Genomic DNA, 24,905 nt, shown 5'->3' on the forward strand with positions numbered 1-24,905 from the left:
CTAAATCTCTAGCTAAACATTTAGATGGCAGCAATACCTTTAACAACAAACGTAAAATCGTCAGGCGCCATTTTTTGTATTTTGCTTCAGTCACGTGGTTGATATATTCATGAAAAAAATCATTTTACTTTTTTTTACCCTCAATTTACTGCTCACTGGGTGTAGCTCAAAGTTCGCCTACAACAATATTGACTGGTTGATGTATTGGTATATTGATGACTATATAGAGTTAGATAAAAGCCAAAAATCACTGCTTGATGGTCATGTTGAGAAGTGGATGCATTGGCATCGTCAAGACGAATTGAGCGAATATAAATCTCATCTCACAGCCTTATATCAACAGATTTCATCCGGACCGGTTAGCCAAACACAATGGTTAGCGCATTTTGAGCTCGGTAAGCAGCACTGGGTGCGTTTTAGAGATCACGTTAGCCCTGAATTGGTGAACCTTGCCCCACATTTGACGGATGAACAAGTCATTGACTTATTTGCTGAGTTAAATGAACAAAATGAAGAACGAATTGAAAAGCGCAAAGAGCGTACATTAGAAGAGCGTTTAGAGAAAAATATCGAAGATACCCAGGATAACGCTAAGGAGTTTATCGGTAAGCTACGTCCTGAACAAAAAGCGATAATCGTAACGTATGCAGACGAGTTTAAAAGCAGTTTTGATCTATGGATGGCTTATCGCCAGCGAATTCAGAAAGCCGCTTTTGAGATGCTACTGAATAAGCGCCAGGAGCCTGATTTTCAACAAAACTTCTTAGATTTACTGTCACACCCTGAGCGTTATCAAGACGATGAACTTGTCTTAATATCACAACACAATAATCAGGTTTATGCGGCCATGTTAGCTGAGCTTGGGCAATCACTTAGCGCTAAACAAAAGAAAAAAGCCTTAAATGAACTGCAAAACCTTATTGATGACATAACTGATTTGCAAGAAGACTAGGGGAAAACCCTATAGAAGTTCACCTGTTATGAAATCGCGAGACTTTAGGTAGTTCGTTAAGGCTTCAGTTTAGCATCAGCCAAAGCGGGCCCGCTGATGCAAGCCGGCTTCGGTTCATATTCTAGGACATTCTTTTTAATAGGTTTCTTCTTTAGGCAACCATGCACCAGCATTGACCAACTCACTCATAAGTTGTACCCAAAAATGATTAACCGACAAAGGAGTGGCAGTCGTACTTGATGCTTGGTATTGCCATGTGGGTGATTTGAGTAATTCACGTACCGCGGGAACATACTTGGCGGGTGCAAAGAAGGCTTGGCCTTCGATGAAGAATTCTAACGAATGTTGAGGGTCGTTTTTTGTGAGATATACAGGACGTACTCCAGGTTGACGCTCAAATATTGTGTGTTCGTCGAACAAGTCTAGTATTTCGCTCAAGGTGTAATCTGGGTTGTGCTGCTCATCATAGCCCTGATTAAGCTGAGTATTGCTAAAATGAGACGTTAACCAGCGTTCAAAGTGAGCTGAATCAATGGTCTCGTGAAGCATTTTTCTAAAACTGCTAATTTCGGCTTGTGCTAATTCACTTGGGTCCCGTCTTGGTGTTAGCCCTCTGTCTTGATAACGGGTTTTAAACAAACCTAAGTCAATACTGTAATCAGCAAAAGAAGAGAGTAAATCCTGTTGTGATGGCGCTCGAAAGCCAACGGAATAGTTCATGCAATCTTCTAAGGCTACACCGTTGTGCGGGCAACCAGCGGGGATGTATATCATATCCCCAGGCTGCAAAACTTCATCGACAATAGGCTCAAATTGCGTAATTTGACTGAGATCTGGGTGAGGATAAAACGTTGGGTATTCTCCCTTATCACCCGCCTGCCAGCGACGACTGCCTTTTCCTTGAATGATGAACACATCGTATTGATCAAGATGAGGTCCAACACCAGCCCCTTCATTTGAAAAACTCACCATTAAGTCATCAAGCCGCCAATAGGGAATGAAATTAAACATACGAATAAGCTGGTCTGCTTCATCTATATGTTGATCAACACTTTGTACTAATAGACTCCAATTCCCTTTACATGCCTTTTCGAAGTCAGCAATTGGACCATGCTCTACTTGCCAGGTAGTTTTCTCAAGAGAAACTACACGTGAATCTATACGGGGGTCTTGCGCCAACCCAGCGAGCTCATGTTCGTCAAGCGGATCTACAAATTTCTTGAATGTGCGTCTGAATACTGCGGGGCTTTTTTGCCAGTGATAATCTAAAAATATTTCTGGATCAAAATTGTCAAATACATACATGGTAACTGCAGCCCTTGTGCTGATTGTTATTTTATTTTAGAAGCGTGAAATTGAGCTGGACTTATTCTTTTACACCGAGCAACCAATAGGTTTGAATTTGGCCTAACCCTTTAACACTCACTTCACCTCTGGGTTCAAAGCAATATTTGTGTTTGGCCATCTCGTAAGTCGATTGCGTTACTTGAATATGATCACTGCGGCCGTGGCTTTCCATTCTCGCTGCAAGGGTAACAGCTTCCCCCCACAAATCGTAACAGAATTTACTGCGACCTATGACACCGGCTACCACTTCCCCAGAACCGATGCCAATACGTAGCCCCGTTCTAAGGTCGTATTTGATTTGCAGCCTAACAAAAGCCTCTTTTACTGCCAGAGCATATGCGCAACATTGCAGTGCATGCGCATTGTTACTTTTGGGAACTCCGGCTGCTGCCATATATCCATCACCTATGGTTTTTATTTTTTCCAGCCCATGATAAGTACTTAGCTGATCAAACTGGGTAAAGACATCATCAAGCAAATCCACAAGTTCATGGGCTTTTAAAGATTTCACCAATAAGCTGAAACTCTCCAAATCAACAAAACATATAGACGCTTGTTCATATTGGTCGGCAATCTTACCTTTTGCATATTTCAAACGTTGGGCAATTGGCAGCGGCAGAATGTTCAATAAAAGAGATTCTGAACGTTGATTGGCTAACGACAGCTTTTGCTGGGTACGTGTCATATTACGTCCAATATGAAAGCTCGTTAACGTGCAAGATAAAGCCAGAAATACGCTACTTGATACACTGACCGTCTGATGATACTCAGACAATTCCTGGGGGTTAACACGCAAGATAAAAAATCCATCGATCAGTAAGAAAAACAAGACATGGGACAAAATGCTTAGCCACATTGTGACTCGCTGGTTACTAAAGATGAAAGGACAAACAAAAATGCCTAATAATAGATAGTAGTGCACGTGAACATTGGCTTGCCAGATGACGCTAGACCAACAGATATAACTAATGAAAATGAATACCAGTGCCATTTTTGCTAGCGGCTGAAGTTGAGCCCGATTGAGTAACGGGACAAAGCATAGAAGTGCACAGTGACTTACGATCAAACCTAATTTGTATAATCCATCATAGCGCCAGTAATACGCACTAATGGGCACCTGCAGTAAAAGTACAAAGATAACCATCAAACTAATGATGTTGCTGATCCGAGTAGGATTAATATCATACGTGGGATTAGTTGGAATGCCGCACCAAATCCATGCGTGTAAAATGCGAGTGACCATGAGGTCTTCCATTTGACCAAGAGGAATTGAGTATAGGCTAAAATGAGCAGTTATTTTGCCTAAAAATGTGGCGAAAGGTGAGGGGATAGCGATCCCCTCGTTTAGCTATCGGTTAGATCTGGTTAACAAGGTCGACCGCTTGGCCTATGTAGTTAGACGGCGTTAATTTTTTTAGCTGAACTTTTGCTTCATCTGGTAATTCAAGCCCGTCAATAAATTCCGCCATAATCTGCTGATTAACTTTTTTACCGCGGGTGAGCTCTTTTAATTTCTCGTAAGGTTTTTCAATGCCGTAGCGACGCATAACGGTTTGAATTGGCTCTGCGAGTAGTTCCCAGTTGTTATCGAGTTCGTTCAATAAACTTTGTTCATTAACTTGCAGTTTACTGATCCCTTTTAGTGTCGCTTGATAGGCAATAATGGCATATCCCACACCCACACCTAGGTTACGTAATACAGTTGAGTCCGTTAGGTCTCGCTGCCAGCGAGATACTGGTAGTTTACTGGCAAGATGCCCAAACAAGGCATTGGCCAAGCCTAAGTTTCCTTCGGAGTTTTCAAAGTCAATTGGGTTCACTTTATGAGGCATGGTTGATGAACCGATTTCGCCAGCAATGGTTTTTTGCTTGAAATGTCCTAGTGCGATATAACCCCAAACGTCACGGTTAAAGTCGATCAATATAGTATTGAATCGCGCTACAGCATCAAATAATTCAGCGATATAATCGTGTGGTTCAATCTGGGTGGTAAACGGGTTTAATGTTACGCCTAAGCTTGTTACAAATTCTTGGGCAAACTGCGCCCAATCAAGGCTTGGGTAGGCTGATAAATGGGCGTTATAGTTACCCACTGCGCCATTAACTTTACCCAATACGGCAACCTCTGCTATTTGCTTGCGTTGACGCTCTAAGCGATAGGCAACATTGGCCATCTCTTTACCCATAGTGGTCGGGGAAGCAGGTTGTCCGTGTGTTCTCGCCATCATAGGAATACTTTGGTATTCCTTTGCGAGACGCTTTAATTCATCAACTAATTTATCTGTGTAGGGCAATATTACTCTATCACGGGCTTCCTTGAGCATGAGTGCATGTGACATATTGTTGATGTCTTCTGAGGTACAAGCAAAATGAATAAACTCGTTAACCGCATTTAGTTCTTCATTTTGCGCCACTTGCTCTTTTAAAAAATACTCAACTGCCTTTACATCATGATTAGTGGTGCGTTCAATTTCTTTGATACGCCCCGCATGGCTTTCATCAAATGTGGCCACGATGTTATCTAGTATTGCATTCGCCTCAGCACTAAAAGCAGGCACTTGTTCGATAGCTGCGGTAGAAGCCAATTTCTGCAACCAGCGAACTTCTACTTGTACCCGGTACTTTAGTAAACCGAACTCGCTAAAGATGCTGCGTAACTCTGCTGTTTTGTCAGCGTAACGTCCATCTATGGGGGATACGGCGGTTAATGCGGATAACTGCATGGAATGTGTGCTCCTAACGTGATTGGTTAATTTGCGCTAATGCTTGTTCAGCGCAGACTAAAATGCGCTGTCGGTTGAGTAATATTTGTCGGCGTTTACCGCCTAGCTGACGCCATAAGACTGCTGAGCGAACGCCCGCTAAAAGTAAGGCGCGCACCTTATGTTGGTTATCAACTTGTTTAAGTAGTTGAGGGTCGCCAGACACCTGTATTTTGGCGGTAACTGGGCTCACCACATCACTGTATACACTGGCTAAATTGGACAACATTTGCCCTGAAAATAAATCTAAATGGAGTTGCTGTCGTTTTATATGATTAATTCTGTCACCCAATTCACTCATCCGCTTGGACGAGCGAGCGAGCTTGCGTTCAATGCTCAACAAGTTCGCGATATAACGCGTAACAACAGTGTCTTTGGGCGTTGAGCTATTGCCTAATTGTGCGTGCAGAATATCAAAGCCCATTTTTAGATTGCTCATTTGACCGTATACTTGTTCGGTATTATCCGACTCGGTAATCGTGATGCTTTCTATGCAGGCCTTATAGGCTTGTTCGTCGCAGTTACCGTGCTTAGAGACCTGTTTAACTAGCGCAGCTGCTTGGCATACTCCTGCAAGGGCCAGGCATTTTTCAATTTCACTGGTATTGATAGTATTTTTTGACGAATTTTGCATTAACGAATATAGCTCTCTATTATTCCGCCACCTAAGCAGACTTCATTTAAGTAAAACACTGCAGATTGCCCTGGTGTCACCGCTTTTTGCGGCTGATCAAAAATAACACGTGCTGAGCCATCGGAATCCAATGTTAGGGAGCAGGGTATATCTTCTTGGCGATAACGTGTTTTGACGCTGCACTTTATTGCACAGGTAGGGCCAACACGGTCAACCCAATGTAACTGATTTGCCACTAAGCCTTTTGAAAACAGGCGAGGGTGATCGGCACCTTGGCCCACAATCAAGACATTGCGTGCCATGTCTTTATCGACCACATACCAAGGGTCATCTCCAAATTCTTTCATACCGCCGATCATTAGGCCTTTTCGTTGGCCTAGCGTGTGGTACATCAAACCTTGATGTTGCCCAATCTCTTGGCCTTCTGGTGTTTCGATAACGCCAGGTTGAGCCGGAAGGTACTGAGATAGAAAATCAGTAAATTTGCGTTCACCGATAAAACAAATTCCCGTGCTGTCTTTTTTATCGTGAGTGATAAGCCCTTGTTCTTGCGCTATTTCACGAACATGGGGCTTTTCAATATCGCCAATTGGGAATAAGGTTTGGCCTACATGTTGTTCGCCTAGGGTATACAAGAAATAACTCTGATCTTTGTTATCATCCATACCGCGTAACATTTGCCAATGACCGTCTACTTCACGACGGCGTACGTAATGGCCGGTGGCGATGTAATCGGCTTCAAGCTCCTCAGCAGCAAATTCAAGGAAGGCTTTAAATTTGATTTCCTTGTTGCACATGATATCTGGGTTTGGTGTGCGTCCCGATTTATATTCTTCCAAAAAATATTCGAACACATTATCCCAATACTCGGCCGCAAAGTTAATTTGATGAAGTTCAATGCCGAGCTTATCCGCTACTGCTTGGGCGTCTTTCAGATCTTCAGCCGCAGCGCAATATTCATCGTTGTCATCTTCTTCCCAGTTCTTCATGAAAAGGCCTTCAACTTGATAGCCTTGCTGCAGCAATATATACGCTGAAACAGAAGAATCGACACCACCAGACATACCAACAATAACCTTTTTCTGGCTATTACTGGCTAACTCGGCAGCACTAAGGGAATGAATATAAGGCATGATAAATAGCAAAGTCTCAATAAAAATGGTGGCGAATTCTAGCAAATCCCCACACACAAATCATCTGCAATGTACGCATAATATGTGACAATATGTTGTATAAACGCGCCTAATCAAGTTCTCGGTAAGTGCCTGAGGCGATGCCGTCTAACGTCCAGTTACCCACTCGATAACGTACCAACCTCAAGGTCGGAAAACCGATGTGAGCTGTCATGCGTCTAACTTGACGGTTTTTACCTTCACTGATGGTGATGGCTAACCAACTGGTAGGAATGGATTGGCGAAAGCGTACAGGCGGATTTCGCGGCCATAAAGAGGGTTCTTGCATTCGCTCAACTTTCGCGGGACGAGTCATACCGTCTTTTAGCGCTACACCGTCGCGCAATGCTTGTAATTGGTACTCTTGGGGTTCGCCTTCCACTTGGACCCAATAGGTTTTACTGGTTTTCTTTTTGGGGTCCGTTAGTTTGTGCTGTAATTTTCCGTCGTTGGTCAGTACTAATAAGCCTTCGCTGTCTTTATCAAGACGCCCAGCAGCGTATATATCTGGGATAGGAATGAAGTCTTTCAACGTTTGCCTGCCGGTAGCATCGGTAAATTGCGTTAAAACGTTGAATGGTTTATTAAATAGTACGATTTTTGAACGACGAATAGGCACTTTTGGCTTTTTATATTGATCAATGTTCATTTCTTGTAACTTATTATGAATAAAATAGCTGAGTTATTTTGCACTCTGCGACGAATTGTTTATTATCTTCCAGCGAATTTTTCAATGTAACTTTACCCTGATGTCAGGATCGGATGTGTTAATTCCTGATAAATTTACTAAATGACCGCTATTTAGCAGCAAATAATGTGCTTTATATCAGTCTACACTAATCCGGTAGCTCTCTACCGCAACATTTGAGGTATATAATGACAACTCAGAAGTCAAAGATTATCTATACGAAAACTGATGAAGCCCCAGCGCTAGCAACATATTCGTTGTTACCCATAGTAGAATCATTTGCTTCATCTGCTGATATTGAAATCGAACTTAGCGACATTTCATTAGCAGCACGTATTTTGGCCAATTTTGCTGATTATTTGAGTGACGAGCAGAAAGTACCTGATGCCTTAGCAGAGTTAGGCGAGCTCACACAAGACGCAGCAACAAATATCATTAAATTGCCTAATATCAGTGCTTCTAAGCCGCAACTAAAAGCCGCTATCAAAGAATTAAATGATAAAGGGTTTAACGTTCCTGCTTACCCAGAAGATCCAACTACCGACGAAGAAAAAGACGTTGAAGCGCGTTACTCTAAAGTACTGGGCAGTGCAGTAAACCCAGTGCTACGTGAAGGTAACTCTGATCGCCGCGCGCCTAAAGCAGTAAAAAGCTACGCGCGCAAAAATCCGCATTCGATGGGCGAGTGGAGCCAAGCTTCACAAACACATGTGGCTCACATGCGTGGCGGTGATTTCTACTCAGGTGAAAAATCAGTCACGGTTGATAAAGCGGGTCACGTTCGTATCGAGTTCACTGATGCAAGTGGACAAGCAACAGTATTAAAGCCACGTGTTGATTTACTTGCCGGTGAAGTGATTGACGGCATGTTTATGAGCAAGAAAGCATTATGTGATTTCTTCGAAGAGCAAATTGAAGATGCAAAACAAACGGGTATTCTTTTCTCGTTACACGTCAAAGCGACCATGATGAAGGTATCTCACCCCATCGTATTCGGTCACTGTGTAAAAGTTTTCTATAAAAAACTTTTTGAAAAACACGCAGCATTATTTGAAGAGCTAGGCGTAGACGCAAACAATGGTCTGGGCAGTGTTTACGATAAAATTGCAACATTACCTGAGTCGCAGCGTGCTGAAATTCAAGCAGATATAAACGCTTGTTACGCTGACCGTCCGCCTATTGCGATGGTAAACTCTGACAAAGGAATTTCTAACCTTCACGTACCAAGTGACGTGATTGTTGATGCGTCAATGCCTGCGATGATCCGTTCTTCTGGTCAAATGTGGGGTCCTGATGGAAAACTGCATGACACTAAAGCCGTTATTCCAGAAAGTACTTACGCGACTATCTATCAAGAAATGATTAACTTCTGTAAAACCCACGGTGCATTTGACCCAGTGACTATGGGCTCTGTGTCAAACGTTGGTTTGATGGCACAAAAAGCGGAAGAGTACGGTTCACACGATAAAACGTTTGAAATGGCCGGTACGGGTACTGTGCGTGTTATCGATCAAGACGAAAACGTGTTGATGGAGCATAACGTTGAAGAGGGCGACATCTGGCGTATGTGTCAGGCCAAAGACGCGCCTATCCAAGATTGGGTTAAGTTAGCGGTTAATCGAGCACGTCAATCAGGTGATCCTGCGATTTTCTGGTTAGATGATGAACGTGCTCACGATGCTCAGCTAATTGAAAAAGTGAACACCTATCTAAAAGATCACGACACAGATGGCTTGCACATTGAGATCATGGCACCTGTTCGTGCAATCCGTTACTCAATGGAGCGTGCGCTTCGTGGCCTAGACACTATCTCAGTAACAGGTAACGTACTACGTGATTATTTAACCGATTTATTCCCGATCCTTGAGTTGGGTACCAGTGCGAAAATGCTTTCAATCGTGCCGTTAATGGCCGGTGGCGGTTTGTTCGAAACAGGCGCGGGTGGCAGTGCACCTAAGCATGTTCAACAATTTGTTGAAGAAGGTCATTTGCGCTGGGATTCATTAGGTGAGTTCTTAGCAATAGCCGTTTCAATTGAAGATCTTGCTATCAAAAACGACAATACCAAAGCAAAAGTATTGGCGAAAGCGTTAGATACTGCAACAGAGAAGCTATTAAATGAAGGTAAATCACCTCAGCGTAAAGCGGGTCAATTGGATAACCGCGGTAGTCATTTCTACCTAGCCTTATACTGGGCTGAAGCGCTATCTAGCCAAACTGAGGACAAAGCACTTGCTGATAAGTTTGGGCCTTTGTTTGATGCGCTAAGCAGCAATGAAGCGAAAATTGTCGCTGAAATTGACGCAACGCAAGGTTCACCAGAGAACATTGGTGGGTACTACTACCCTGATGATGCACTTTTGACACAAGCTATGTGCCCAAGTGAAACATTGAATACTATCCTAAAAGAATTTAAGTGATTATTTTTAATTAGGCATAAAAAAGCAGACCTTAAGGTCTGCTTTTTTTATGACCAATTTTTATTGCTCAGGCTCACCGTTGAAATCGATATTCTCAGCGTGAAGACCTTTAGGTCCTTGCTGCACATCATATTTCACTTCTTGCCCAGCTTTTAACGAGCGGTAACCTTCCATCTGAATGGTCGAATAATGAGCAAAAATGTCATCTCCACCATCTTCAGGAACGATAAAACCAAACCCTTTTGCATTGTTAAACCACTTTACTTTGCCAACAGCCATACTTCTGCTTCCTTTTAATCCCTTGAACTGACGCATATTTATCCCCACAATGAACTATGGGAAAGGCGCAAATGTTAAAATAACAAATGTCGCACTAGAAAATGTAGATTTTTTAACCTGTTTTTGTCAAGGGTAAATTGATAAATAAACGAATGTTAATAAAACTGCAAAATTTGCACTAAGGGCACTATTCTTCTTATTATGAGCAAAGACAACACGATTAATATAGAGCGCGAAAAGCAGCTAGACACGGTTAAGCAAAAATTAGCGCCACCACCCATGTATAAAGTTTTGCTGAATAACGATGATTACACACCGATGGATTTCGTGATCGAAGTATTGGTTAGGTTTTTCAACTTGGACTCAGAAAAAGCTCATCAAATTATGTTGACTGTGCATTATCGCGGTCGTGCAGTGTGTGGTGTTTATACCGCTGAGATTGCCGAAACAAAAGTAATGCAAGTCACCCAGTATGCCAAGAAGCATCAACACCCGTTGATGTGCACAACGGAACAGGTTTAGCGCAGTAAGAGGGTCTAAAAATGTTGAATAAAGAATTAGAACAAACGTTAAATGAAGCGTTTATTTTTGCCAGAGAGCATAGACACGAATTCATGACGGTCGAGCACCTTTTGTTAGCCTTGCTCGATAATGGCTCTGCCACTGAAGCACTACAAGCCTGTGGCGCTAATGTAGACATTATTAAGAAAGAGTTGACAGATTTCGTGAAAGACACGACACCTTTGTTGCTTGAAGATGCAAACAATGAGCGGGAAACTCAGCCCACTTTGGGTTTTCAGCGCGTTCTACAACGTGCTGTATTTCACGTTCAATCATCCGGTAAAGAAGAAGTCACCGGGGCGAATGTACTGGTCGCCATTTTTAGCGAACAGGAATCCCAAGCGGTTTACATTCTGAAGAAGGCCGATGTGACTCGCCTTGATGTGGTTAACTTTATTTCCCATGGAGTGTCCAAGAGTGATGATGAAAGTACGCACTCAGTTGAACAAGACGAGGAGGGTGCGGGCCAAGAGGCAGGGTCATCCATGCTTGATCAATACTCGACCAATTTGAATGAGCTGGCCAAAGAAGGGAAAATTGACCCGCTGATTGGTCGAGATTTCGAAGTTGAGCGCAGTATTCAAATATTGTGTCGCCGTCGTAAAAACAACCCGCTGCTTGTTGGTGAAGCTGGCGTGGGTAAAACCGCCATCGCGGAAGGTTTGGCGTTTCGTATCATTCATAACGACGTGCCTGACGTCATTGCTAACGCAGTTATATACTCTTTGGATATGGGTACCCTACTTGCAGGTACAAAGTACCGTGGTGACTTCGAGAAGCGCCTTAAAGGGATATTAAAAGAGTTATCTAAAGACCCTGACGCTATTTTGTTTATCGATGAAATTCATACCATCATTGGAGCGGGCGCAGCATCTGGCGGCGTGATGGATGCTTCGAATTTATTGAAACCCAAATTAAGCAGTGGTGAACTTCGTTGTATGGGGTCTACTACCTATCAAGAGTACCAAGGTATTTTCGAAAAAGATCGCGCGCTGGCGCGGCGCTTCCAGAAAGTGGATGTTATAGAGCCTTCAGTGGCAGATACCACGAAAATTCTGATGGGATTGAAATCACGCTACGAAGAGCACCACAGTGTGCGCTTTACGCACAAGGCTATCCGCGCCACGGCCGAGCTATCAGCGAAGTACATTAATGAGCGTCATCTGCCTGACAAAGCTATTGACGTGATGGACGAGGCTGGGGCGAGTCAGCGGTTGTTGCCTCCGTCAAAACGTAAGAAGACCATAGGGGTGACTGATATCGAGCATATTATCTCGAAGATCGCGCGTATCCCTGAAAAGTCAGTATCGTCTAGTGATAAAGAGTCACTGAAAAACCTCGATAGAGATTTGAAATTAGTGGTATTTGGTCAAGACCAAGCTATCGATACCTTGACGGATGCAATTCGTCTGTCTCGAGCAGGATTAGGTGTCGAAACCAAACCGATTGGTAGTTTCTTATTTGCTGGCCCAACTGGAGTCGGTAAAACCGAAATCACCCAACAACTGTCGAACATCATGGGCGTAGAGTTATTACGCTTTGACATGTCGGAATATATGGAACGCCACGCAGTGAGCAGGCTCATTGGTGCGCCTCCTGGATACGTTGGTTTTGATCAAGGTGGGTTGTTGACCGATGCGGTCATTAAACATCCTCATTCGGTGGTATTACTAGATGAGATAGAAAAAGCCCATTCAGATGTGTTTAATATTTTATTGCAAGTGATGGATCACGGTACGCTGACTGACAATAACGGCCGTAAAGTTGACTTTCGTAATGTGATTTTGGTCATGACGACCAACGCAGGTGTACAAGAGACCATTCGTAAATCGATTGGCTTTAAACAGCAAGATCATAGCCATGACGCAATGTCGGAAATCAACAAGGTGTTTACACCTGAGTTTAGAAACCGTCTAGATGCCATAGTCTGGTTTAATCACCTAGAGCAAGAGGTTATCTTGCAAGTGGTTGATAAATTCATTGTGGAGCTTCAGGTTCAACTTGATAATCAAGGGGTATCTCTGGATGTGACGAATGAAGCGAGACAGTGGCTAGCGGAGGAAGGTTACGACAGGAATATGGGCGCACGTCCTATGTCACGTGTTATTCAGCAGCACGTTAAGAAAGAATTGGCCAGTGAGCTGTTGTTTGGTGAATTAAGCCAAGGCGGTAGTGTTAAAATATCACTGAAAAACAAAAAATTAGTATTTACGTTTAAAGCAGTGAAAGAAGAGAAATCTGAAGCTTAAAATATGGGTCGGGGTCACAGCTGACCCTGACACGTAAATTGCAGACATAGAAAAAGGCCCAATGTTGTAAAACATTGGGCCTTTTCGTTTACTGTATACTAACGAGCGCGGTAAATAATGCGCCCTTTAGATAAATCATATGGCGTCATTTCACATGTTACTTTGTCGCCTGTTAAGATACGGATATAGTTCTTACGCATCTTTCCTGAAATATGTGCAGTAACAACGTGACCGTTTTCTAATTCGACACGAAACATAGTATTTGGAAGGGTATCCAACACTGTACCTTCCATTTCAATACAATCTTCTTTCGCCATGTAGCTCTGTTACCTCTGTAAATAATAAGTCTCAAAAATGCCGCGCAGATTTTGCCCAATAACGGCGGCCGTGTAAAGCTTTACCAGTCTTTTTTTGAAATTAGCTGCCATTTTTGCTCAATAAAACGCTCGTGGGGCAAAAAATTGCGCTTATAGCTCATTTTTTGACAGTCATCTATCTGGTAGCCTAAATATAAATGTTCTTTAGCTAAACGCCGAGCGATCGCGATTTGTTGTAAAACTGCGAAGGTGCCTAAGGAACGTTCGGCCAAAGAAGGTTTAAAAAATGTATAAACTGCCGACAATGCGTTTTCCAACGGATCGGTCACGGCAATGCCAACCAGCTCACCATCGAGATGAAGTTCAATAAACAGCGGATTTAACCAGTGTCCATCGGCAAAGCTTGCGTATTGCTCTGGTGTTGCAGGGTACATACTGCCATCTTGATGTCGAGTATTGATGTATTGCGCATACAAAGTGTAGTAGTGAGGTTTATTTTCTTCACTTAATACCACTTTTATATCGCTATTACGTTTGAGTATACGTTTCTGGCTTTTAGATGGAGTAAAGTCATTCACTGGGACGCGTATTGCTTGACAGGCATGGCAATGCGCGCAGTGGGGGCGATAAACTTGTGCGCCGCTGCGCCGGAAACCGGCTGCCATTAGCATTTCATAGTGAGTACCGTGCCCTGTTTCTTCTGCATAAACGAGTAGTGTTTCTTGTTCATCTGACAAATAACTACAGGCAAAGCTTTGACTAATTCCAAATTTCATTACGTTTGCGTTAATTCCCTAGGACGCCACAACGACTGATTTATAGGTTCTTTTACAACTGCTTTAAGCTTGCTTAAGAACGCGGTTCTCGGGATTTCTATACACCCGAGACTCTCCAAGTGTTCATTTTGTAATTGGCAATCAATAAATTCAGAGCCGTTTTGACGCAGCAGTTCAACTAAATAAAACATAGCAAGCTTTGAAGCATTCGTCGCATAATGAAACATGGATTCACCGCAAAAGAGATTACCTGGGGTCACACCGTATAAGCCGCCGACCAGTGTCTCGTCATCCCATACTTCTATAGATTGGGCATAACCACTGCGATGCAATTCAATGTACGCATTGATCATTTCGTCTGTTATCCATGTGCCAGACGATTGTCGTGTGACGTTAGCGCACGCATATATCACCTGAGCAAACTGTGTATTTACCGTGACGCGAAAAGGCGTTTTACGAATAAATTTTTTTAAGCTTTTTGACACGTTGAAATTTTCTAAAGGCAATATGCCTCTTGGATCAGGAGACCACCATAATATTGGTTCATTGCTGCTGAACCAAGGAAAAATACCTTGTTGATAAGCATGTATTAAGCGGTTTACCGACAAGTCTCCGCCGAAGGCGAGCAGACCTGGAGGATCAGATAACGCTTGAGCGGGAGAGGGAAAATGCAGTGATCTATCTAATTGAAACAGTTCAATCATACTGGCTCATTGAATTGAAAGGCCTCAAACGAGGCCTTGGGTCGTTAGCGCTTATAATGCGTCTAAGAATTTTTCAGCATCTAACGCAGCCATACATCCAGTTCCGGCTGAGGTGATAGCTTGACGGTAGACGTGATCGCTTACATCACCTGCGGCAAAAACACCTTCAACACTGGTTTGGGTAGCGTTGCCAGCCGTACCACTGTTAACTATGATGTAGCCATCTTTCATGTCTAACTGACCTTCGAAAATGCCCGTGTTTGGCTGATGGCCAATGGCAACGAATAGTCCCATGACATCTAACTCTTTGCTTTCATCAATCATTGTTGATTTAATGCGAACACCCGTTACGCCCATTTCATCACCAAGTACTTCATCAAGAGTACTGTTCAAGTGCAGGGTAACGTTGCCGTTTTCAGCTTTGTCAAACAGGCGCTGTGATAAGATTTTTTCACTTCTGAATGTGTCTCGTCTGTGGATCACATGTACTTCAGACGCGATATTCGATAAGTAGAGAGCTTCTTCAACGGCCGTATTACCGCCACCGATAACCGCCACTTTTTGATTGCGATAGAAAAATCCGTCACAGGTTGCACATGCAGAAACGCCTTTACCCATAAATGCGGTTTCAGATTCCATGCCTAAGTATTTCGCTGAGGCACCAGTACAAATAATAAGTGAGTCGCAAGTATAAGTTCCCGCATCACCTACTAAAGTAAATGGACGTTTAGTCAGGTCAGTCTTGTTAATGTGGTCGAAAATAATTTCAGTATCGAACTTTTCAGCATGCTGCTGCATACGAACCATTAAATCAGGACCCGTTAACCCTTCTGCATCTCCTGGCCAGTTTTCTACTTCTGTGGTGGTAGTAAGCTGACCACCTTGTTGAATACCCGTTAATAATACCGGGTTCAAGTTTGCTCGTGCAGCATATACTGCAGCAGCGTAACCGGCTGGGCCTGAGCCTAAAATAAGTAATTTTACGTGTCTTGATTCAGACATGAATGTCTCCAAAGTAATTTTGTGGGCGATTTTATTCAATAGCGCCAATGAGGTAAAGAAGTTATCTTTCTATTACGCATAGAAATGCGTCTCTACAGGAAACTTTCAATCTCTATCTAATAAAAAAATTATTATAACATTGCTATTAGGTAGAACTAATCCTCATGATAACTTTCTAAAGAGTGATCTTTTCGCTAATATTCTGGATATGCCTTATAAAGGCGAGCAAATTATATTAAGTAGGTTGCCATGGCACAAACCGTTTTTACTTTATTCAAAGATGGCCAGCAGTATATGCAAACTTGGCCGGTCAAAAAGGAACTGTATCCACTGTTCCCTGAGTGCAGAGTTATTTCTGCTACTAAGCTCGCCATTAAAACCATGCCGCCATTGGCAGTGCTTACGGTTGCTTCGGCTTATTCTGTGACAGGCGTAGAAACCTTACCGAATGCTGTGGCGATGGCAATATTCTTTTTATCGATCCCGGTACAAGGGCTGTTGTGGTTGGGCCACAGGGCAAATCAATGGCTTCCACCATCAACTTCGAGTTGGTATCGCGATATTCATCAAAAGATGCGTCAGCAGGGTTGCCTTGTGGCGACTATGAAATCGCGGCCGAAGTATAAAGAATTAGCGGCACTGCTTAAAACGGCGTTTGATGATCTGGACAAAGCCTTTACCCAGCGCTGGTTTTAGACGCTGGTAGGCTGCTTAAAGCTAAGCACCTTATGGCATTGGCGGCAGATATACTGTTGTTGCTGTCTTAGCACCTTATTGTGGCGCCTGATACTCAGTTCAATATCACCACATAAACATTGATAGGTAAAACGTTTCCCACTGACTTTGGTTACGTCCATTTTGTGGTATGTGTGTCCATTTAATCCGAATACCTGCCGCATAATGGCTTGCCACTCTTTTCCATGGGGTTTTACTCGACCATAAAGCGCATAGGCGACTAAATGAGAGACCTCATGGGGCACCACTTCATCTATAAATTCTTGATAGTTGTCAGCTAGCAGTACAGGATTAAACCGCAACTCATTTGTTTGTAGTCGCGCACAACCGGCAATTTTACCTCTTTGATTAAAGGTTATCGTCGGTAAGGCTAAGTCAACTGATAGTGACCGGCTAGCCAATTGAACACAGGCATGTACACGATTAACGACATGGGCTTGTAAATCTGATTGATTAAGCTGGTTTTGATGGGAAGAAGGGGGGGGCAATGGTTTCATTTATTGTGGGGGTGGGTAAAGGCTAAGTTAAAAGGCAGCGTCTTATCAGTCATGAATAGGACACTGCCATTGGTATATTAAGGGTTAAATTTCACAGGTTAAGCAAAAAGCATACACGCCGCGAGGATCATTGAGCTTTATCACATCGTCAAAATCTGCCGTTACTTGACTAATTAAGCTCATCAATTTGCTATCACTCTGGGCAAACTGCGTTTTTGCTAACATCACTGATGCATTTGAAAAGAACTCTTTCCAGAACAATTCACTGCTGTTTAACGAGCGCTCAACGTACGTTACATCGTATTCAGATAAATCAGCTAGTTGTGCTGCAGCTGATACGGCGTCATCTATGTAGCCAAGATGGTCGACTAAATTTAACGATAACGCTGTTTCACCTATCCAAACGCGGCCTTGTGCGATGCTGTCGACGTCTTCTTTGCTCATATGACGTTCATCTGCGACTAATGAAATGAATTGGTCGTAACCATGCTCAATACTGCGCTGTAACACCTGGCCCATTTTAGGATCGATACCGCGAGTTATTCCCATGCCTGCAAAATCAGTAGTGCCCACACCGTCGGTATGTACCCCTAAGTAATCTAAGGTATTTTCGAAACTGACGAACATGCCAAATATACCGATTGAACCCGTAATGGTACTGGGCGCTGCCCAAATTTCATCGGCACTGGCTGATATCCAGTAGCCTCCTGATGCTGCATAAGTACTCATCAGCGCAACGACTGGTTTGCCTGCTGCTTTGAGGTTTTCAATTTCTTGGCGAATGATCTCAGAGGCAAAAGCACTGCCACCTGGGGAGTCTACATAAAGTACGACGGATTTAATGCTGTCGTCTAAACGAGCCTTACGCAATAAATTTGCTGTACTGTCGCCACCCACTGTACCTGGCTTTTGATCGCCGTTTAAAATGGTACCTTTAGCGACCACAACGCCGACCTTATCAACATTTGTATCTAAGTGGGGAAGCGGTGGGTTCACTATCTGTAAGTAATGTTTGAATGTGATATTGGTGTAACCACGTTTGGAGTCTTCTTCTCCTACCACAGAAGCCAACTCCTGCAATACTTGTTCACGTGTTTTTAATCCGTCGACCCAGCCGTTTTCTAACGCATACTGGGCAAAATCACCATTAACGTCTTCGAATTTAACCATAAATTCGTCGACCTTTTCGTCAAAGTTATCTGCTGATAAACCACGCGCCTCCGCTACATTATTCTTATACTGCGACCACATAGCGTTTAACCATGCTTTGTTCGCTTCTTTTGCAGCTTGTGACATATCATCACGTATTAAAGGTTCTACTGCTGACTTGTAGGTGCCTACTTTAAATACATGTGTAGTCGCCTTGATCTTATCTAACGCTGATTTGTAGTACATGCCAAACCGGCCATATCCTTCAAATAGCATCCAGCCCATTGGGTTCATATAAACGTGGTCAGCATGACTGGCAATGTAATATTGCTCTTGAGTGTAATAATCACCGATGGCGTAAACTGGTTTTTCGCTGAGCTTGAAATCATCGATGGCTTGAGCGATTTGTTCTAGTTTATCTAACCCAGCACCGTTAAGTTCTTGTAAATCAAGTACCAGAGCTTTGATACGCTGATCTTGTTTAGCATTATCCAAAGTAAGCAAAATATCTTGTAACAATACCTCTGGCTTTTCATTTTCTTGGCCTAAGGCTTCTTGCATAAAAGCTTCAAAAGGGTCTATTGCATGTTTTTGAATGACAATATCGCCTCTTAAATTCAAGACAAGAGCGGAATCTTGTTTCACACCTATTTGGCCGTTATCTTTGAATATTAATGAAATAATGGCTATGGCTATTACTAAAAAGATAATGTTAAAGAATAACTTGCGGCTAAAATTGAGAACTGACCAAATACCGCCAAACAGGGCTTTGGTCCAACTTTTATCGGTTGACATATTAATTCGGGTTCACTTACTTAAAAACAATAATGCATCCTAACTAAAATCTGAACTCGATAGAATCCACAAGTGTAAATTAATGTAACTTATGCTCTTTTTAACCACAAAAATTCTTACGTTCGCATCATTTCGCGCTATTTACTTTTTATTTGTTTATTTAATAACCTAAGGTTTAGTAACGAGTGTTGGTTGATTGAACGTTAATTATCTAAGCATTGTTTTTTATTCAATTGGAGTATTCGGATGTCTGCACATCACAAAATTAATTATATCGAAATCCCAGTTACGGATATAAAGGTAGCCAAAGCGTTTTTTAACTCGGTTTTTGACTGGCAATTTATTGACTACGGGCCAGATTATTGCGCTTTCGACGGGGTGGGAATTGACGGTGGCTTCTTTAGTGCTAAGCAAAATGTCTCAACTGCCAATGGTAGCGTTTTGGTTGTACTTTATAGTGATGATCTTGTTGCTACTCAAGCTAACATTGAAGCAAGCGATGGTAAAATAGTGCAGGCGATCTTTAGTTTTCCTGGGGGGCGGCGTTTTCACTTTACCGCTCCCTGTGGTAACGAATATGCCGTATGGAGCGACAAATAAAAGAGCCGACGTTTGGCTCTTAGTGTCTTGTACTACTAAATTGGATTACCTAGGCTAGCCTTGAAAGCCATCGTCCGGTAATAAGTCTTTGCTAGATGCTGCGTTTCGGGCTAATACATCGCAAAGCTCATTCATGGGGTGTCCAGAATGCCCTTTAACCCAGTGCCATTGCACTTGGTGCTGATTGACTTGCTCGTCTAAACGCTTCCATAAATCGACATTTTTAACTGGCTTTTTGTCAGATGTGCGCCAACCATTTTTACGCCAGTTCTTGATCCATTGATTAATTCCATTTTTCACGTACTGACTGTCGGTGGTTAAATCAACTTTGCAGGTTTCGGTTAAACTGGCCAGTGCTTCTATGGTGGCTAAGAGTTCCATACGGTTATTCGTCGTATGGGTAAAGCCTTGGCTTAATTCTTTTTTATGCTTGCCAAACAAAAGAACAGCCCCGTAACCACCAGGACCTGGGTTGCCTAGACACGAACCATCGGTATAAATTTCTATGTGTTTCATTTCAATTATCAATCATTTAAAATTTTTCGCAGTATAATGTAATCGCAACTTAACGTCAGCCTGAAACAATTAGAGAAACCATGAGACAAATCGTACTAGATACAGAAACGACCGGCATTGATCCTAGGCAGGGTCATAGAATAATAGAAATAGGTTGTGTAGAGCTTGTAAACCGTCGCCTTACTGGTAATACGTTTCATGTTTACATAAACCCCCAACGTTTAATCGAACAAGAAGCGATAGAAGTTCACGGTATTACAAACGAGTATTTGTTAGATAAACCGGTATTTGCTGATATTGCAGCTGATTTTGCACAGTTTATTAACGGCGCTCAGTTGGTGATTCATAACGCTCCGTTTGACGTTGGTTTTATGGATCATGAATTTGACCGCGTTGCCTCTATGGGAGGTAAGAAAACCGCAGACATGTGTACCGTGCTCGATACACTCGAAATGGCGCGGCAAATACATCCTGGGCAAAAGAATAATCTAGATGCGCTTTGTAAACGTTATGGCATAGACAATTCACATCGTGAGCTTCACGGTGCATTACTAGATTCCGAGATCCTAGCTGACGTTTACTTGATGATGACTGGCGGCCAAACGGCGCTGAATTTGTCGGGTAAGTCGAATTCAGACGGTGGTAGTCAGGTTGAGCCTATTCGTAGGCTTGACCCAAGCTTAAATCAGCTAAAGGTTTTGCGTGCCACAGCCGATGAATTAGCTGAGCATGAGAAACGTTTGGATTTAGTGACTAAAGAAGGCGGTTCTTGTTTGTGGCGTGAATAGGCGCCAAACCATTATTCAGTTGGGATGCTATGTTAAAACCTCTGTTATTTAGTGCGCTATTATTACCCGCTATCGTTAGCGCACAAACCCCGCAAGCAGAACAACAAGCATCAAACCCGCTTACCACTCTGGGCGATGAGTTTCAAAATAGTATCAAACTACTGCAAAATCGGTTTCGCATCGATCATGAAGTGGATGAGATCACCATGGTCTTTTTTCGCGAATACGGTAGTTTGCCTGTGGTTTTAGTTAGGCCAGACGGCAGCAAAATCTATCAGACACAAGCTGATGGTGAAGATGTTTTTTGGTTTGATACGGCAACCTACGACATGGTGAGTATTAAAAAACCCATGCCTGGACCATGGCAAGCGGTTGGGAGTATTGAGCCAGATAGCCGTGTTATGGTTATCAGCGACCTGTCATTGCACGCAGAGCCTCTACCTAGTGTCATCTTTTCTGGTGAAATTCTTAAACAAACCGCCTACTTAACCAATGGCGGTGAACCAATCAATTATACTGAGTTTCGTGACGTCGTTACGTTAAGCATGCAGTTCTTTAGTACTAATAATCCTGACAGTAATAATTTTGGTGCTGATGCACAAACCATAGCGACCTTTGAAGACAATGGTCAAGGTATGGACGAAACGCCATTAGACGGTACTTTCACTGGTCAATTTAACTTATCGGTAGCAGCAGGTGAGTGGATCCCTACTTTTATGGTATCCACGCCTATGTTCTCCAGAGAACAAGTTGATGATGCTGTGATGCTTTATCCGAATCCGATACATATCTCAGTGGAGCAACACGGCGGGGGAGGCGGGTATCATAAGTTAATGATCGATGCGGACCGTGAACACATTAATATGTCGACCCTACTGATCGATGGAAAAGTTAAATTTCCTAATGGTGATATTCAGAATTTTTCCATTACTGACTCATCTATGGATATTCGTGAACACCTTATCGTGAATTACGAATACGGCGTGTATCGCATAAAGTTAACCGCGTTTGCCAACACGATTGATGGGCGCGATGTGATTTTAGATGTGCCGGAGTTTAGTTTTCTCACCGAAGAGCCAATGATTGCGCCGGTAGTAGACGAGCAAACTGCTGATGGAACGAACCAAGAGAGCTCACAAGACGTCACAAATGAACAACAGCCTGCCTTGCCAGCTGAAGCCGTGACCACAGAGCCAGAAATGGCCACCTCCACATTAATACTGTTGATTGTTGGGATAAACTTGTTCTTATTAATAGTAGGCGGCGCATTAATTTGGTTTGTCACGCGAGACAAGCCTGTGACAGTCACAGAAGCACTGAGTGAAATAACACCGCCAAAGACAGAAGAAAATAGTAAACCTGGATTAATGATGCGTCTCAAACAACGCTTTACGCGTAATAAAGTGAATGTTGAAGACGCAAGCGATACGGTTGTTAAACAGAAAAAGAGCAGTGCCAAAAAGGATGCCAGTAACAAAAGCGCATAATGTTGTTTGCATTTTGGTCAAATCGCTCACTGTATAGGCAAACAAACGAAAAAATTGAAATTAAGCGATAAAATGCAGAAAAAGCTGTTGACTCGATACAGGGTTAACCGTATTATCTGCGCCGCGGTTGAGGGGAAGGTCCTAGATTAACTTCTTAACTCGTTGAAAGTATTAAAGAAACTGGAGCGGTAGTTCAGTTGGTTAGAATACCGGCCTGTCACGCCGGGGGTCGCGAGTTCGAGTCTCGTCCGTTCCGCCAATTTCTTTTAGTATTTTCGGTTTTGAAACAGCGGAGCGGTAGTTCAGTTGGTTAGAATACCGGCCTGTCACGCCGGGGGTCGCGAGTTCGAGTCTCGTCCGTTCCGCCAATTTCAAAACAACAAAATTATATGGGGAGCGGTAGTTCAGTTGGTTAGAATACCGGCCTGTCACGCCGGGGGTCGCGAGTTCGAGTCTCGTCCGTTCCGCCATTAATTTTTATCTCTACATTATATTTATTCTATTCTACGTTATCTTAGCCAGTTCATGGCAAATTTTTGAAACAACTTATCTCTTTTTGTCTTTAGCTATGTGGCTGAAATTCATGTCTTTAGTTTGTGCTTCAGGTAAACTGCTTGCTCTGAATTTTAGCGTGCAGATAGCTAAGTATTTGCACTAATGATTGACGAATGGGTGTATTAGCTTGATCTTATTGTTGTTTTATATTGCGTTGGCCTTAGGTGTCTCGTTTATTTGCTCTATCGCTGAAGCGGTTATCTTGAGCGTATCCTCTGCATATATTTCAGTTCTTGAAAAACAGCAGCATAAAAGTGGCATCCTACTGCGAGAACAAGTACAAAATATCAATAATCCGCTGGCCGCTATTCTGACACTAAATACCGTTGCTCACACAATGGGGGCTGCAGGGGCGGGTGCGCAAGCTGCGGCCGTGTTTGGTGAAGTGTACATGGGCGTCATTTCTGCCATTTTGACCTTATTTATTTTAGTTTTTTCAGAAATTATTCCCAAAACATTGGGGGCGACGTTTTGGCGTAAATTAGCCCCAGCCACAGCTTATTTTCTAAAATACCTCATTTTGTGCCTTTACCCTTTTGTGCTGCTGGCTAATAAGCTCACCGCAGGCTTTAGTGATGATTCGCCGTTGAAAGGGTTAAGTAAGGCTGAACTAGCAGTGTTAACAGATGAATCATATCAAGAAGGGCAAATCGCTAAGCAAGAAGCCAACATATTACAAAACTTACTTTCTCTTGATGAGCTAAAAATTAAAAATGCCATGACCCATCGTACCGTTATCTTTTCTGTATCACAGGAGATGACCGTAGAGGCGTTTTACCATAAGCACGGCACTGTAGAATTTTCACGCATTCCCATTTACGAACATGCTGAGCCAGAAAAGATCACTGGTTACGTTCTTAAAAAAGATATTCTGTTAGCCATGATCCGCAAGAACGAAAAAAATCCGGTCAGTGTATACCGCAAAGAGATGGTTACCTTATTAAGCAGTATGCCTTTATCTGCAGCGCTGCACCCTCTGCATACGAAGCGCGCCAACATGTTATTAGTCGTAGACGAATACGGCGGTTTAGAAGGTATTTTAACTGATGAGGATTTAACTGAATCTTTATTGGGCGTAGAAATAGTCGATGAGAATGACAAAAACGTCAGTATGAAAAAGCTTGCACGACTCATGTGGAAGCGTCGAGAGCGCGCTGCGTTGCATAAATCAAATCAAACGAAAGCTTAAGATGTCGATGAAAAAATCGTTAAGGAACAAGCAAACATATGCATGAACTGTTGAAATGTGATCACTTATCTAAACAGTATGATGACGGCAAAGATAGCGTACACATCCTAAATAACGTGAATTTAACGGTTCACACCTCAGAACAACTGGCCATTATAGGCAGCTCTGGCTCAGGTAAAAGTACCTTGCTGCATTTGTTGGGCGCACTTGATCAGCCTACGTCAGGAAGCGTGTTATTCGAGCAGCAAGACATTTTTGCTTTTTCAAATGCGCAACAAGCCAAATTTCGAAACCAATCATTAGGTTTTGTTTACCAAGCACATCATTTACTGCCTGAATTTAGTGCGCTGGAAAATGTCGCTATGCCGCGTTTAATTGCCAATGAAAAACGTGACGAGGCTTTGCATCATGCTGAAGAGATGCTTAAAAAAGTAGGTTTATCTCATCGGTTATCGCATCGGCCGAGCATGTTGTCCGGTGGTGAGCGGCAGCGTGTGGCTATTGCTAGAGCGCTGGTTAATCAGCCTAAGCTTGTATTGGCTGATGAGCCCACGGGTAACCTAGACACCAAAACAGGTGAAGGAATATATCAATTGCTCAATGAGCTGCGAGATCTTAGCCAAACTAGCTTTATTGTGGTCACGCACGATATTCAGTTAGCGAAACGTCTGGATCGTTCTCTTAGTCTAGTGAACGGGCAGTTAAGCTCGCCCGATGCATAAGGCGAGATT

General features: G+C 42.9%; 24 protein-coding genes and 3 tRNA genes. 13 read left to right on the forward strand and 14 right to left on the reverse strand.

Translation table 11 applies throughout. The annotated features are described in order from the left end of the window. Positions 1 to 109: 109 nt before the first annotated feature. Positions 110 to 952: a DUF6279 family lipoprotein gene (locus GCHA_RS10570; protein ID WP_007987960.1), complete on the forward strand. Its 843-nt coding sequence runs from the start codon at positions 110 to 112 to the stop codon at positions 950 to 952. Between the two features lie 135 nt (positions 953 to 1,087). Here GCHA_RS10570 and GCHA_RS10575 read toward each other — a convergent pair whose 3' ends face one another. The 6 genes from GCHA_RS10575 to GCHA_RS10600 form a co-directional block, all read right to left on the reverse strand. Further along, positions 1,088 to 2,257 carry a cupin domain-containing protein gene (locus GCHA_RS10575; protein WP_007987961.1) on the reverse strand — a complete coding sequence of 390 codons (1,170 nt, stop codon included), beginning with the start codon at positions 2,255 to 2,257 and terminating at the stop codon, positions 1,088 to 1,090. Between the two features lie 61 nt (positions 2,258 to 2,318). Next, the gene (locus GCHA_RS10580) at positions 2,319 to 3,542 is read right to left on the reverse strand and encodes an adenylate/guanylate cyclase domain-containing protein (RefSeq protein WP_039992332.1); all 1,224 of its coding nucleotides are present in this window, start codon (positions 3,540 to 3,542) and stop codon (positions 2,319 to 2,321) included. Between the two features lie 112 nt (positions 3,543 to 3,654). Next, positions 3,655 to 5,022: an adenylosuccinate lyase gene (gene purB / locus GCHA_RS10585; RefSeq protein WP_007987965.1), complete on the reverse strand. Its 1,368-nt coding sequence runs from the start codon at positions 5,020 to 5,022 to the stop codon at positions 3,655 to 3,657. 13 nt (positions 5,023 to 5,035) lie between these two features. Then, positions 5,036 to 5,695, reverse strand: coding sequence for a high frequency lysogenization protein HflD (hflD, locus tag GCHA_RS10590; protein WP_007987968.1), 660 nt, complete (start codon positions 5,693 to 5,695; stop codon positions 5,036 to 5,038). Beyond that, the gene (gene mnmA, locus GCHA_RS10595) at positions 5,695 to 6,828 is read right to left on the reverse strand and encodes a tRNA 2-thiouridine(34) synthase MnmA (protein WP_039992348.1); all 1,134 of its coding nucleotides are present in this window, start codon (positions 6,826 to 6,828) and stop codon (positions 5,695 to 5,697) included. Before mnmA ends, hflD begins: the two co-directional genes overlap by 1 nt. A 109-nt stretch (positions 6,829 to 6,937) precedes the next feature. Then, entirely contained in the window at positions 6,938 to 7,516 is a 579-nt protein-coding gene (locus tag GCHA_RS10600; RefSeq protein WP_007987972.1) for a pseudouridine synthase, read from the reverse strand. Positions 7,517 to 7,743: 227 nt separating this feature from the next. Here GCHA_RS10600 and GCHA_RS10605 point away from each other — a divergent pair, with 227 nt between their 5' ends. After that, entirely contained in the window at positions 7,744 to 9,975 is a 2,232-nt protein-coding gene (locus GCHA_RS10605; protein ID WP_007987973.1) for an NADP-dependent isocitrate dehydrogenase, read from the forward strand. Positions 9,976 to 10,035: 60 nt separating this feature from the next. On the opposite strand, the gene cspD is transcribed toward GCHA_RS10605, so the two are convergent. Then, complete coding sequence (cspD, locus tag GCHA_RS10610) at positions 10,036 to 10,254, reverse strand: cold shock domain-containing protein CspD (RefSeq protein WP_006990872.1); 219 nt, start codon at positions 10,252 to 10,254, stop codon at positions 10,036 to 10,038. A 201-nt stretch (positions 10,255 to 10,455) separates the two neighbouring features. Between cspD and clpS the strand changes: the two genes are divergently transcribed. Both clpS and clpA read left to right on the forward strand, forming a co-directional pair. After that, complete coding sequence (gene clpS / locus GCHA_RS10615; RefSeq protein WP_007987974.1) at positions 10,456 to 10,776, forward strand: ATP-dependent Clp protease adapter ClpS; 321 nt, start codon at positions 10,456 to 10,458, stop codon at positions 10,774 to 10,776. A gap of 20 nt (positions 10,777 to 10,796) precedes the next feature. Next, entirely contained in the window at positions 10,797 to 13,064 is a 2,268-nt protein-coding gene (clpA, locus tag GCHA_RS10620) for an ATP-dependent Clp protease ATP-binding subunit ClpA (protein WP_007987975.1), read from the forward strand. Positions 13,065 to 13,162: 98 nt separating this feature from the next. On the opposite strand, the gene infA is transcribed toward clpA, so the two are convergent. The 4 genes from infA to trxB form a co-directional block, all read right to left on the reverse strand. Beyond that, positions 13,163 to 13,381, reverse strand: a complete 219-nt coding sequence (gene infA / locus GCHA_RS10625; protein WP_006990869.1) for a translation initiation factor IF-1 — start codon at positions 13,379 to 13,381, stop codon at positions 13,163 to 13,165. Positions 13,382 to 13,461: 80 nt separating this feature from the next. Then, positions 13,462 to 14,157: an arginyltransferase gene (locus GCHA_RS10630; protein WP_007987976.1), complete on the reverse strand. Its 696-nt coding sequence runs from the start codon at positions 14,155 to 14,157 to the stop codon at positions 13,462 to 13,464. Continuing rightward, positions 14,157 to 14,861, reverse strand: a complete 705-nt coding sequence (gene aat / locus GCHA_RS10635) for a leucyl/phenylalanyl-tRNA--protein transferase (RefSeq protein ID WP_007987977.1) — start codon at positions 14,859 to 14,861, stop codon at positions 14,157 to 14,159. Before aat ends, GCHA_RS10630 begins: the two co-directional genes overlap by 1 nt. Before the next feature lie 51 nt (positions 14,862 to 14,912). Next, positions 14,913 to 15,863: a thioredoxin-disulfide reductase gene (trxB, locus tag GCHA_RS10640; protein ID WP_007987979.1), complete on the reverse strand. Its 951-nt coding sequence runs from the start codon at positions 15,861 to 15,863 to the stop codon at positions 14,913 to 14,915. A gap of 249 nt (positions 15,864 to 16,112) precedes the next feature. Between trxB and yfbV the strand changes: the two genes are divergently transcribed. Beyond that, positions 16,113 to 16,559, forward strand: coding sequence for a terminus macrodomain insulation protein YfbV (gene yfbV, locus GCHA_RS10645; RefSeq protein WP_007987980.1), 447 nt, complete (start codon positions 16,113 to 16,115; stop codon positions 16,557 to 16,559). Here yfbV and GCHA_RS10650 read toward each other — a convergent pair. Both GCHA_RS10650 and sppA read right to left on the reverse strand, forming a co-directional pair. After that, positions 16,556 to 17,095 carry a SprT family zinc-dependent metalloprotease gene (locus GCHA_RS10650; RefSeq protein ID WP_007987981.1) on the reverse strand — a complete coding sequence of 180 codons (540 nt, stop codon included), beginning with the start codon at positions 17,093 to 17,095 and terminating at the stop codon, positions 16,556 to 16,558. The two genes, yfbV and GCHA_RS10650, sit on opposite strands and share 4 nt — an antisense overlap. Before the next feature lie 84 nt (positions 17,096 to 17,179). Further along, positions 17,180 to 19,039, reverse strand: coding sequence for a signal peptide peptidase SppA (gene sppA / locus GCHA_RS10655; protein ID WP_007987982.1), 1,860 nt, complete (start codon positions 19,037 to 19,039; stop codon positions 17,180 to 17,182). A 246-nt stretch (positions 19,040 to 19,285) separates the two neighbouring features. Here sppA and GCHA_RS10660 point away from each other — a divergent pair, with 246 nt between their 5' ends. Further along, positions 19,286 to 19,639 (forward strand): VOC family protein, encoded by a 354-nt coding sequence (locus GCHA_RS10660; protein WP_007987983.1) that lies wholly within the window; start codon positions 19,286 to 19,288, stop codon positions 19,637 to 19,639. A gap of 54 nt (positions 19,640 to 19,693) precedes the next feature. Here the strand turns inward: GCHA_RS10660 and rnhA are convergent, their stop codons facing one another. Beyond that, positions 19,694 to 20,155, reverse strand: a complete 462-nt coding sequence (rnhA, locus tag GCHA_RS10665) for a ribonuclease HI (protein ID WP_007987984.1) — start codon at positions 20,153 to 20,155, stop codon at positions 19,694 to 19,696. Positions 20,156 to 20,235: 80 nt separating this feature from the next. On the opposite strand from rnhA, the gene dnaQ reads away from it, so the two are divergent. The 7 genes from dnaQ (at position 20,236) to lolD (ending at position 24,896) form a co-directional block, all read left to right on the forward strand. Then, positions 20,236 to 20,943: a DNA polymerase III subunit epsilon gene (gene dnaQ / locus GCHA_RS10670; RefSeq protein ID WP_007987986.1), complete on the forward strand. Its 708-nt coding sequence runs from the start codon at positions 20,236 to 20,238 to the stop codon at positions 20,941 to 20,943. 29 nt (positions 20,944 to 20,972) lie between these two features. Then, positions 20,973 to 22,430 (forward strand): TIGR03503 family protein, encoded by a 1,458-nt coding sequence (locus GCHA_RS10675; RefSeq protein WP_007987987.1) that lies wholly within the window; start codon positions 20,973 to 20,975, stop codon positions 22,428 to 22,430. Positions 22,431 to 22,612: 182 nt separating this feature from the next. Beyond that, positions 22,613 to 22,689 (forward strand) — tRNA-Asp (locus GCHA_RS10680). 32 nt (positions 22,690 to 22,721) lie between these two features. Further along, positions 22,722 to 22,798: transfer RNA gene (locus tag GCHA_RS10685), tRNA-Asp, on the forward strand. A 25-nt stretch (positions 22,799 to 22,823) separates the two neighbouring features. Next, positions 22,824 to 22,900: transfer RNA gene (locus GCHA_RS10690), tRNA-Asp, on the forward strand. A gap of 212 nt (positions 22,901 to 23,112) precedes the next feature. After that, positions 23,113 to 24,174 (forward strand): CNNM domain-containing protein, encoded by a 1,062-nt coding sequence (locus tag GCHA_RS10695; RefSeq protein ID WP_007987991.1) that lies wholly within the window; start codon positions 23,113 to 23,115, stop codon positions 24,172 to 24,174. Positions 24,175 to 24,212: 38 nt separating this feature from the next. Then, complete coding sequence (lolD, locus tag GCHA_RS10700) at positions 24,213 to 24,896, forward strand: lipoprotein-releasing ABC transporter ATP-binding protein LolD (protein ID WP_007987993.1); 684 nt, start codon at positions 24,213 to 24,215, stop codon at positions 24,894 to 24,896. The last annotated feature ends 9 nt before the right edge of the window (positions 24,897 to 24,905 follow it).

Origin of the sequence: Paraglaciecola chathamensis S18K6, from assembly GCA_000314955.1 — a bacterium.
Taxonomy (GTDB): Bacteria; Pseudomonadota; Gammaproteobacteria; order Enterobacterales; family Alteromonadaceae; genus Paraglaciecola; species Paraglaciecola chathamensis.

What these genes read in the sequence shown, in the direction of transcription:
- GCHA_RS10575 (WP_007987961.1), bottom strand. Translation starts at nt 2,257, where the DNA reads ATGTATGTATTTGACAATTTTGATCCAGAAATATTTTTAGATTATCAC.
- GCHA_RS10630 (WP_007987976.1), bottom strand. Translation starts at nt 14,157, where the DNA reads ATGAAATTTGGAATTAGTCAAAGCTTTGCCTGTAGTTATTTGTCAGAT.
- clpS (WP_007987974.1), top strand. Translation starts at nt 10,456, where the DNA reads ATGAGCAAAGACAACACGATTAATATAGAGCGCGAAAAGCAGCTAGAC.
- hflD (WP_007987968.1), bottom strand. Translation starts at nt 5,695, where the DNA reads ATGCAAAATTCGTCAAAAAATACTATCAATACCAGTGAAATTGAAAAA.
- GCHA_RS10605 (WP_007987973.1), top strand. Translation starts at nt 7,744, where the DNA reads ATGACAACTCAGAAGTCAAAGATTATCTATACGAAAACTGATGAAGCC.
- purB (WP_007987965.1), bottom strand. Translation starts at nt 5,022, where the DNA reads ATGCAGTTATCCGCATTAACCGCCGTATCCCCCATAGATGGACGTTAC.
- clpA (WP_007987975.1), top strand. Translation starts at nt 10,797, where the DNA reads ATGTTGAATAAAGAATTAGAACAAACGTTAAATGAAGCGTTTATTTTT.
- GCHA_RS10580 (WP_039992332.1), bottom strand. Translation starts at nt 3,542, where the DNA reads ATGGTCACTCGCATTTTACACGCATGGATTTGGTGCGGCATTCCAACT.
- GCHA_RS10570 (WP_007987960.1), top strand. Translation starts at nt 110, where the DNA reads ATGAAAAAAATCATTTTACTTTTTTTTACCCTCAATTTACTGCTCACT.
- trxB (WP_007987979.1), bottom strand. Translation starts at nt 15,863, where the DNA reads ATGTCTGAATCAAGACACGTAAAATTACTTATTTTAGGCTCAGGCCCA.
- GCHA_RS10600 (WP_007987972.1), bottom strand. Translation starts at nt 7,516, where the DNA reads ATGAACATTGATCAATATAAAAAGCCAAAAGTGCCTATTCGTCGTTCA.
- infA (WP_006990869.1), bottom strand. Translation starts at nt 13,381, where the DNA reads ATGGCGAAAGAAGATTGTATTGAAATGGAAGGTACAGTGTTGGATACC.
- mnmA (WP_039992348.1), bottom strand. Translation starts at nt 6,828, where the DNA reads ATGCCTTATATTCATTCCCTTAGTGCTGCCGAGTTAGCCAGTAATAGC.
- lolD (WP_007987993.1), top strand. Translation starts at nt 24,213, where the DNA reads ATGCATGAACTGTTGAAATGTGATCACTTATCTAAACAGTATGATGAC.
- GCHA_RS10675 (WP_007987987.1), top strand. Translation starts at nt 20,973, where the DNA reads ATGTTAAAACCTCTGTTATTTAGTGCGCTATTATTACCCGCTATCGTT.
- GCHA_RS10660 (WP_007987983.1), top strand. Translation starts at nt 19,286, where the DNA reads ATGTCTGCACATCACAAAATTAATTATATCGAAATCCCAGTTACGGAT.
- sppA (WP_007987982.1), bottom strand. Translation starts at nt 19,039, where the DNA reads ATGTCAACCGATAAAAGTTGGACCAAAGCCCTGTTTGGCGGTATTTGG.
- GCHA_RS10650 (WP_007987981.1), bottom strand. Translation starts at nt 17,095, where the DNA reads ATGAAACCATTGCCCCCCCCTTCTTCCCATCAAAACCAGCTTAATCAA.
- aat (WP_007987977.1), bottom strand. Translation starts at nt 14,861, where the DNA reads ATGATTGAACTGTTTCAATTAGATAGATCACTGCATTTTCCCTCTCCC.
- yfbV (WP_007987980.1), top strand. Translation starts at nt 16,113, where the DNA reads ATGGCACAAACCGTTTTTACTTTATTCAAAGATGGCCAGCAGTATATG.
- cspD (WP_006990872.1), bottom strand. Translation starts at nt 10,254, where the DNA reads ATGGCTGTTGGCAAAGTAAAGTGGTTTAACAATGCAAAAGGGTTTGGT.
- dnaQ (WP_007987986.1), top strand. Translation starts at nt 20,236, where the DNA reads ATGAGACAAATCGTACTAGATACAGAAACGACCGGCATTGATCCTAGG.
- rnhA (WP_007987984.1), bottom strand. Translation starts at nt 20,155, where the DNA reads ATGAAACACATAGAAATTTATACCGATGGTTCGTGTCTAGGCAACCCA.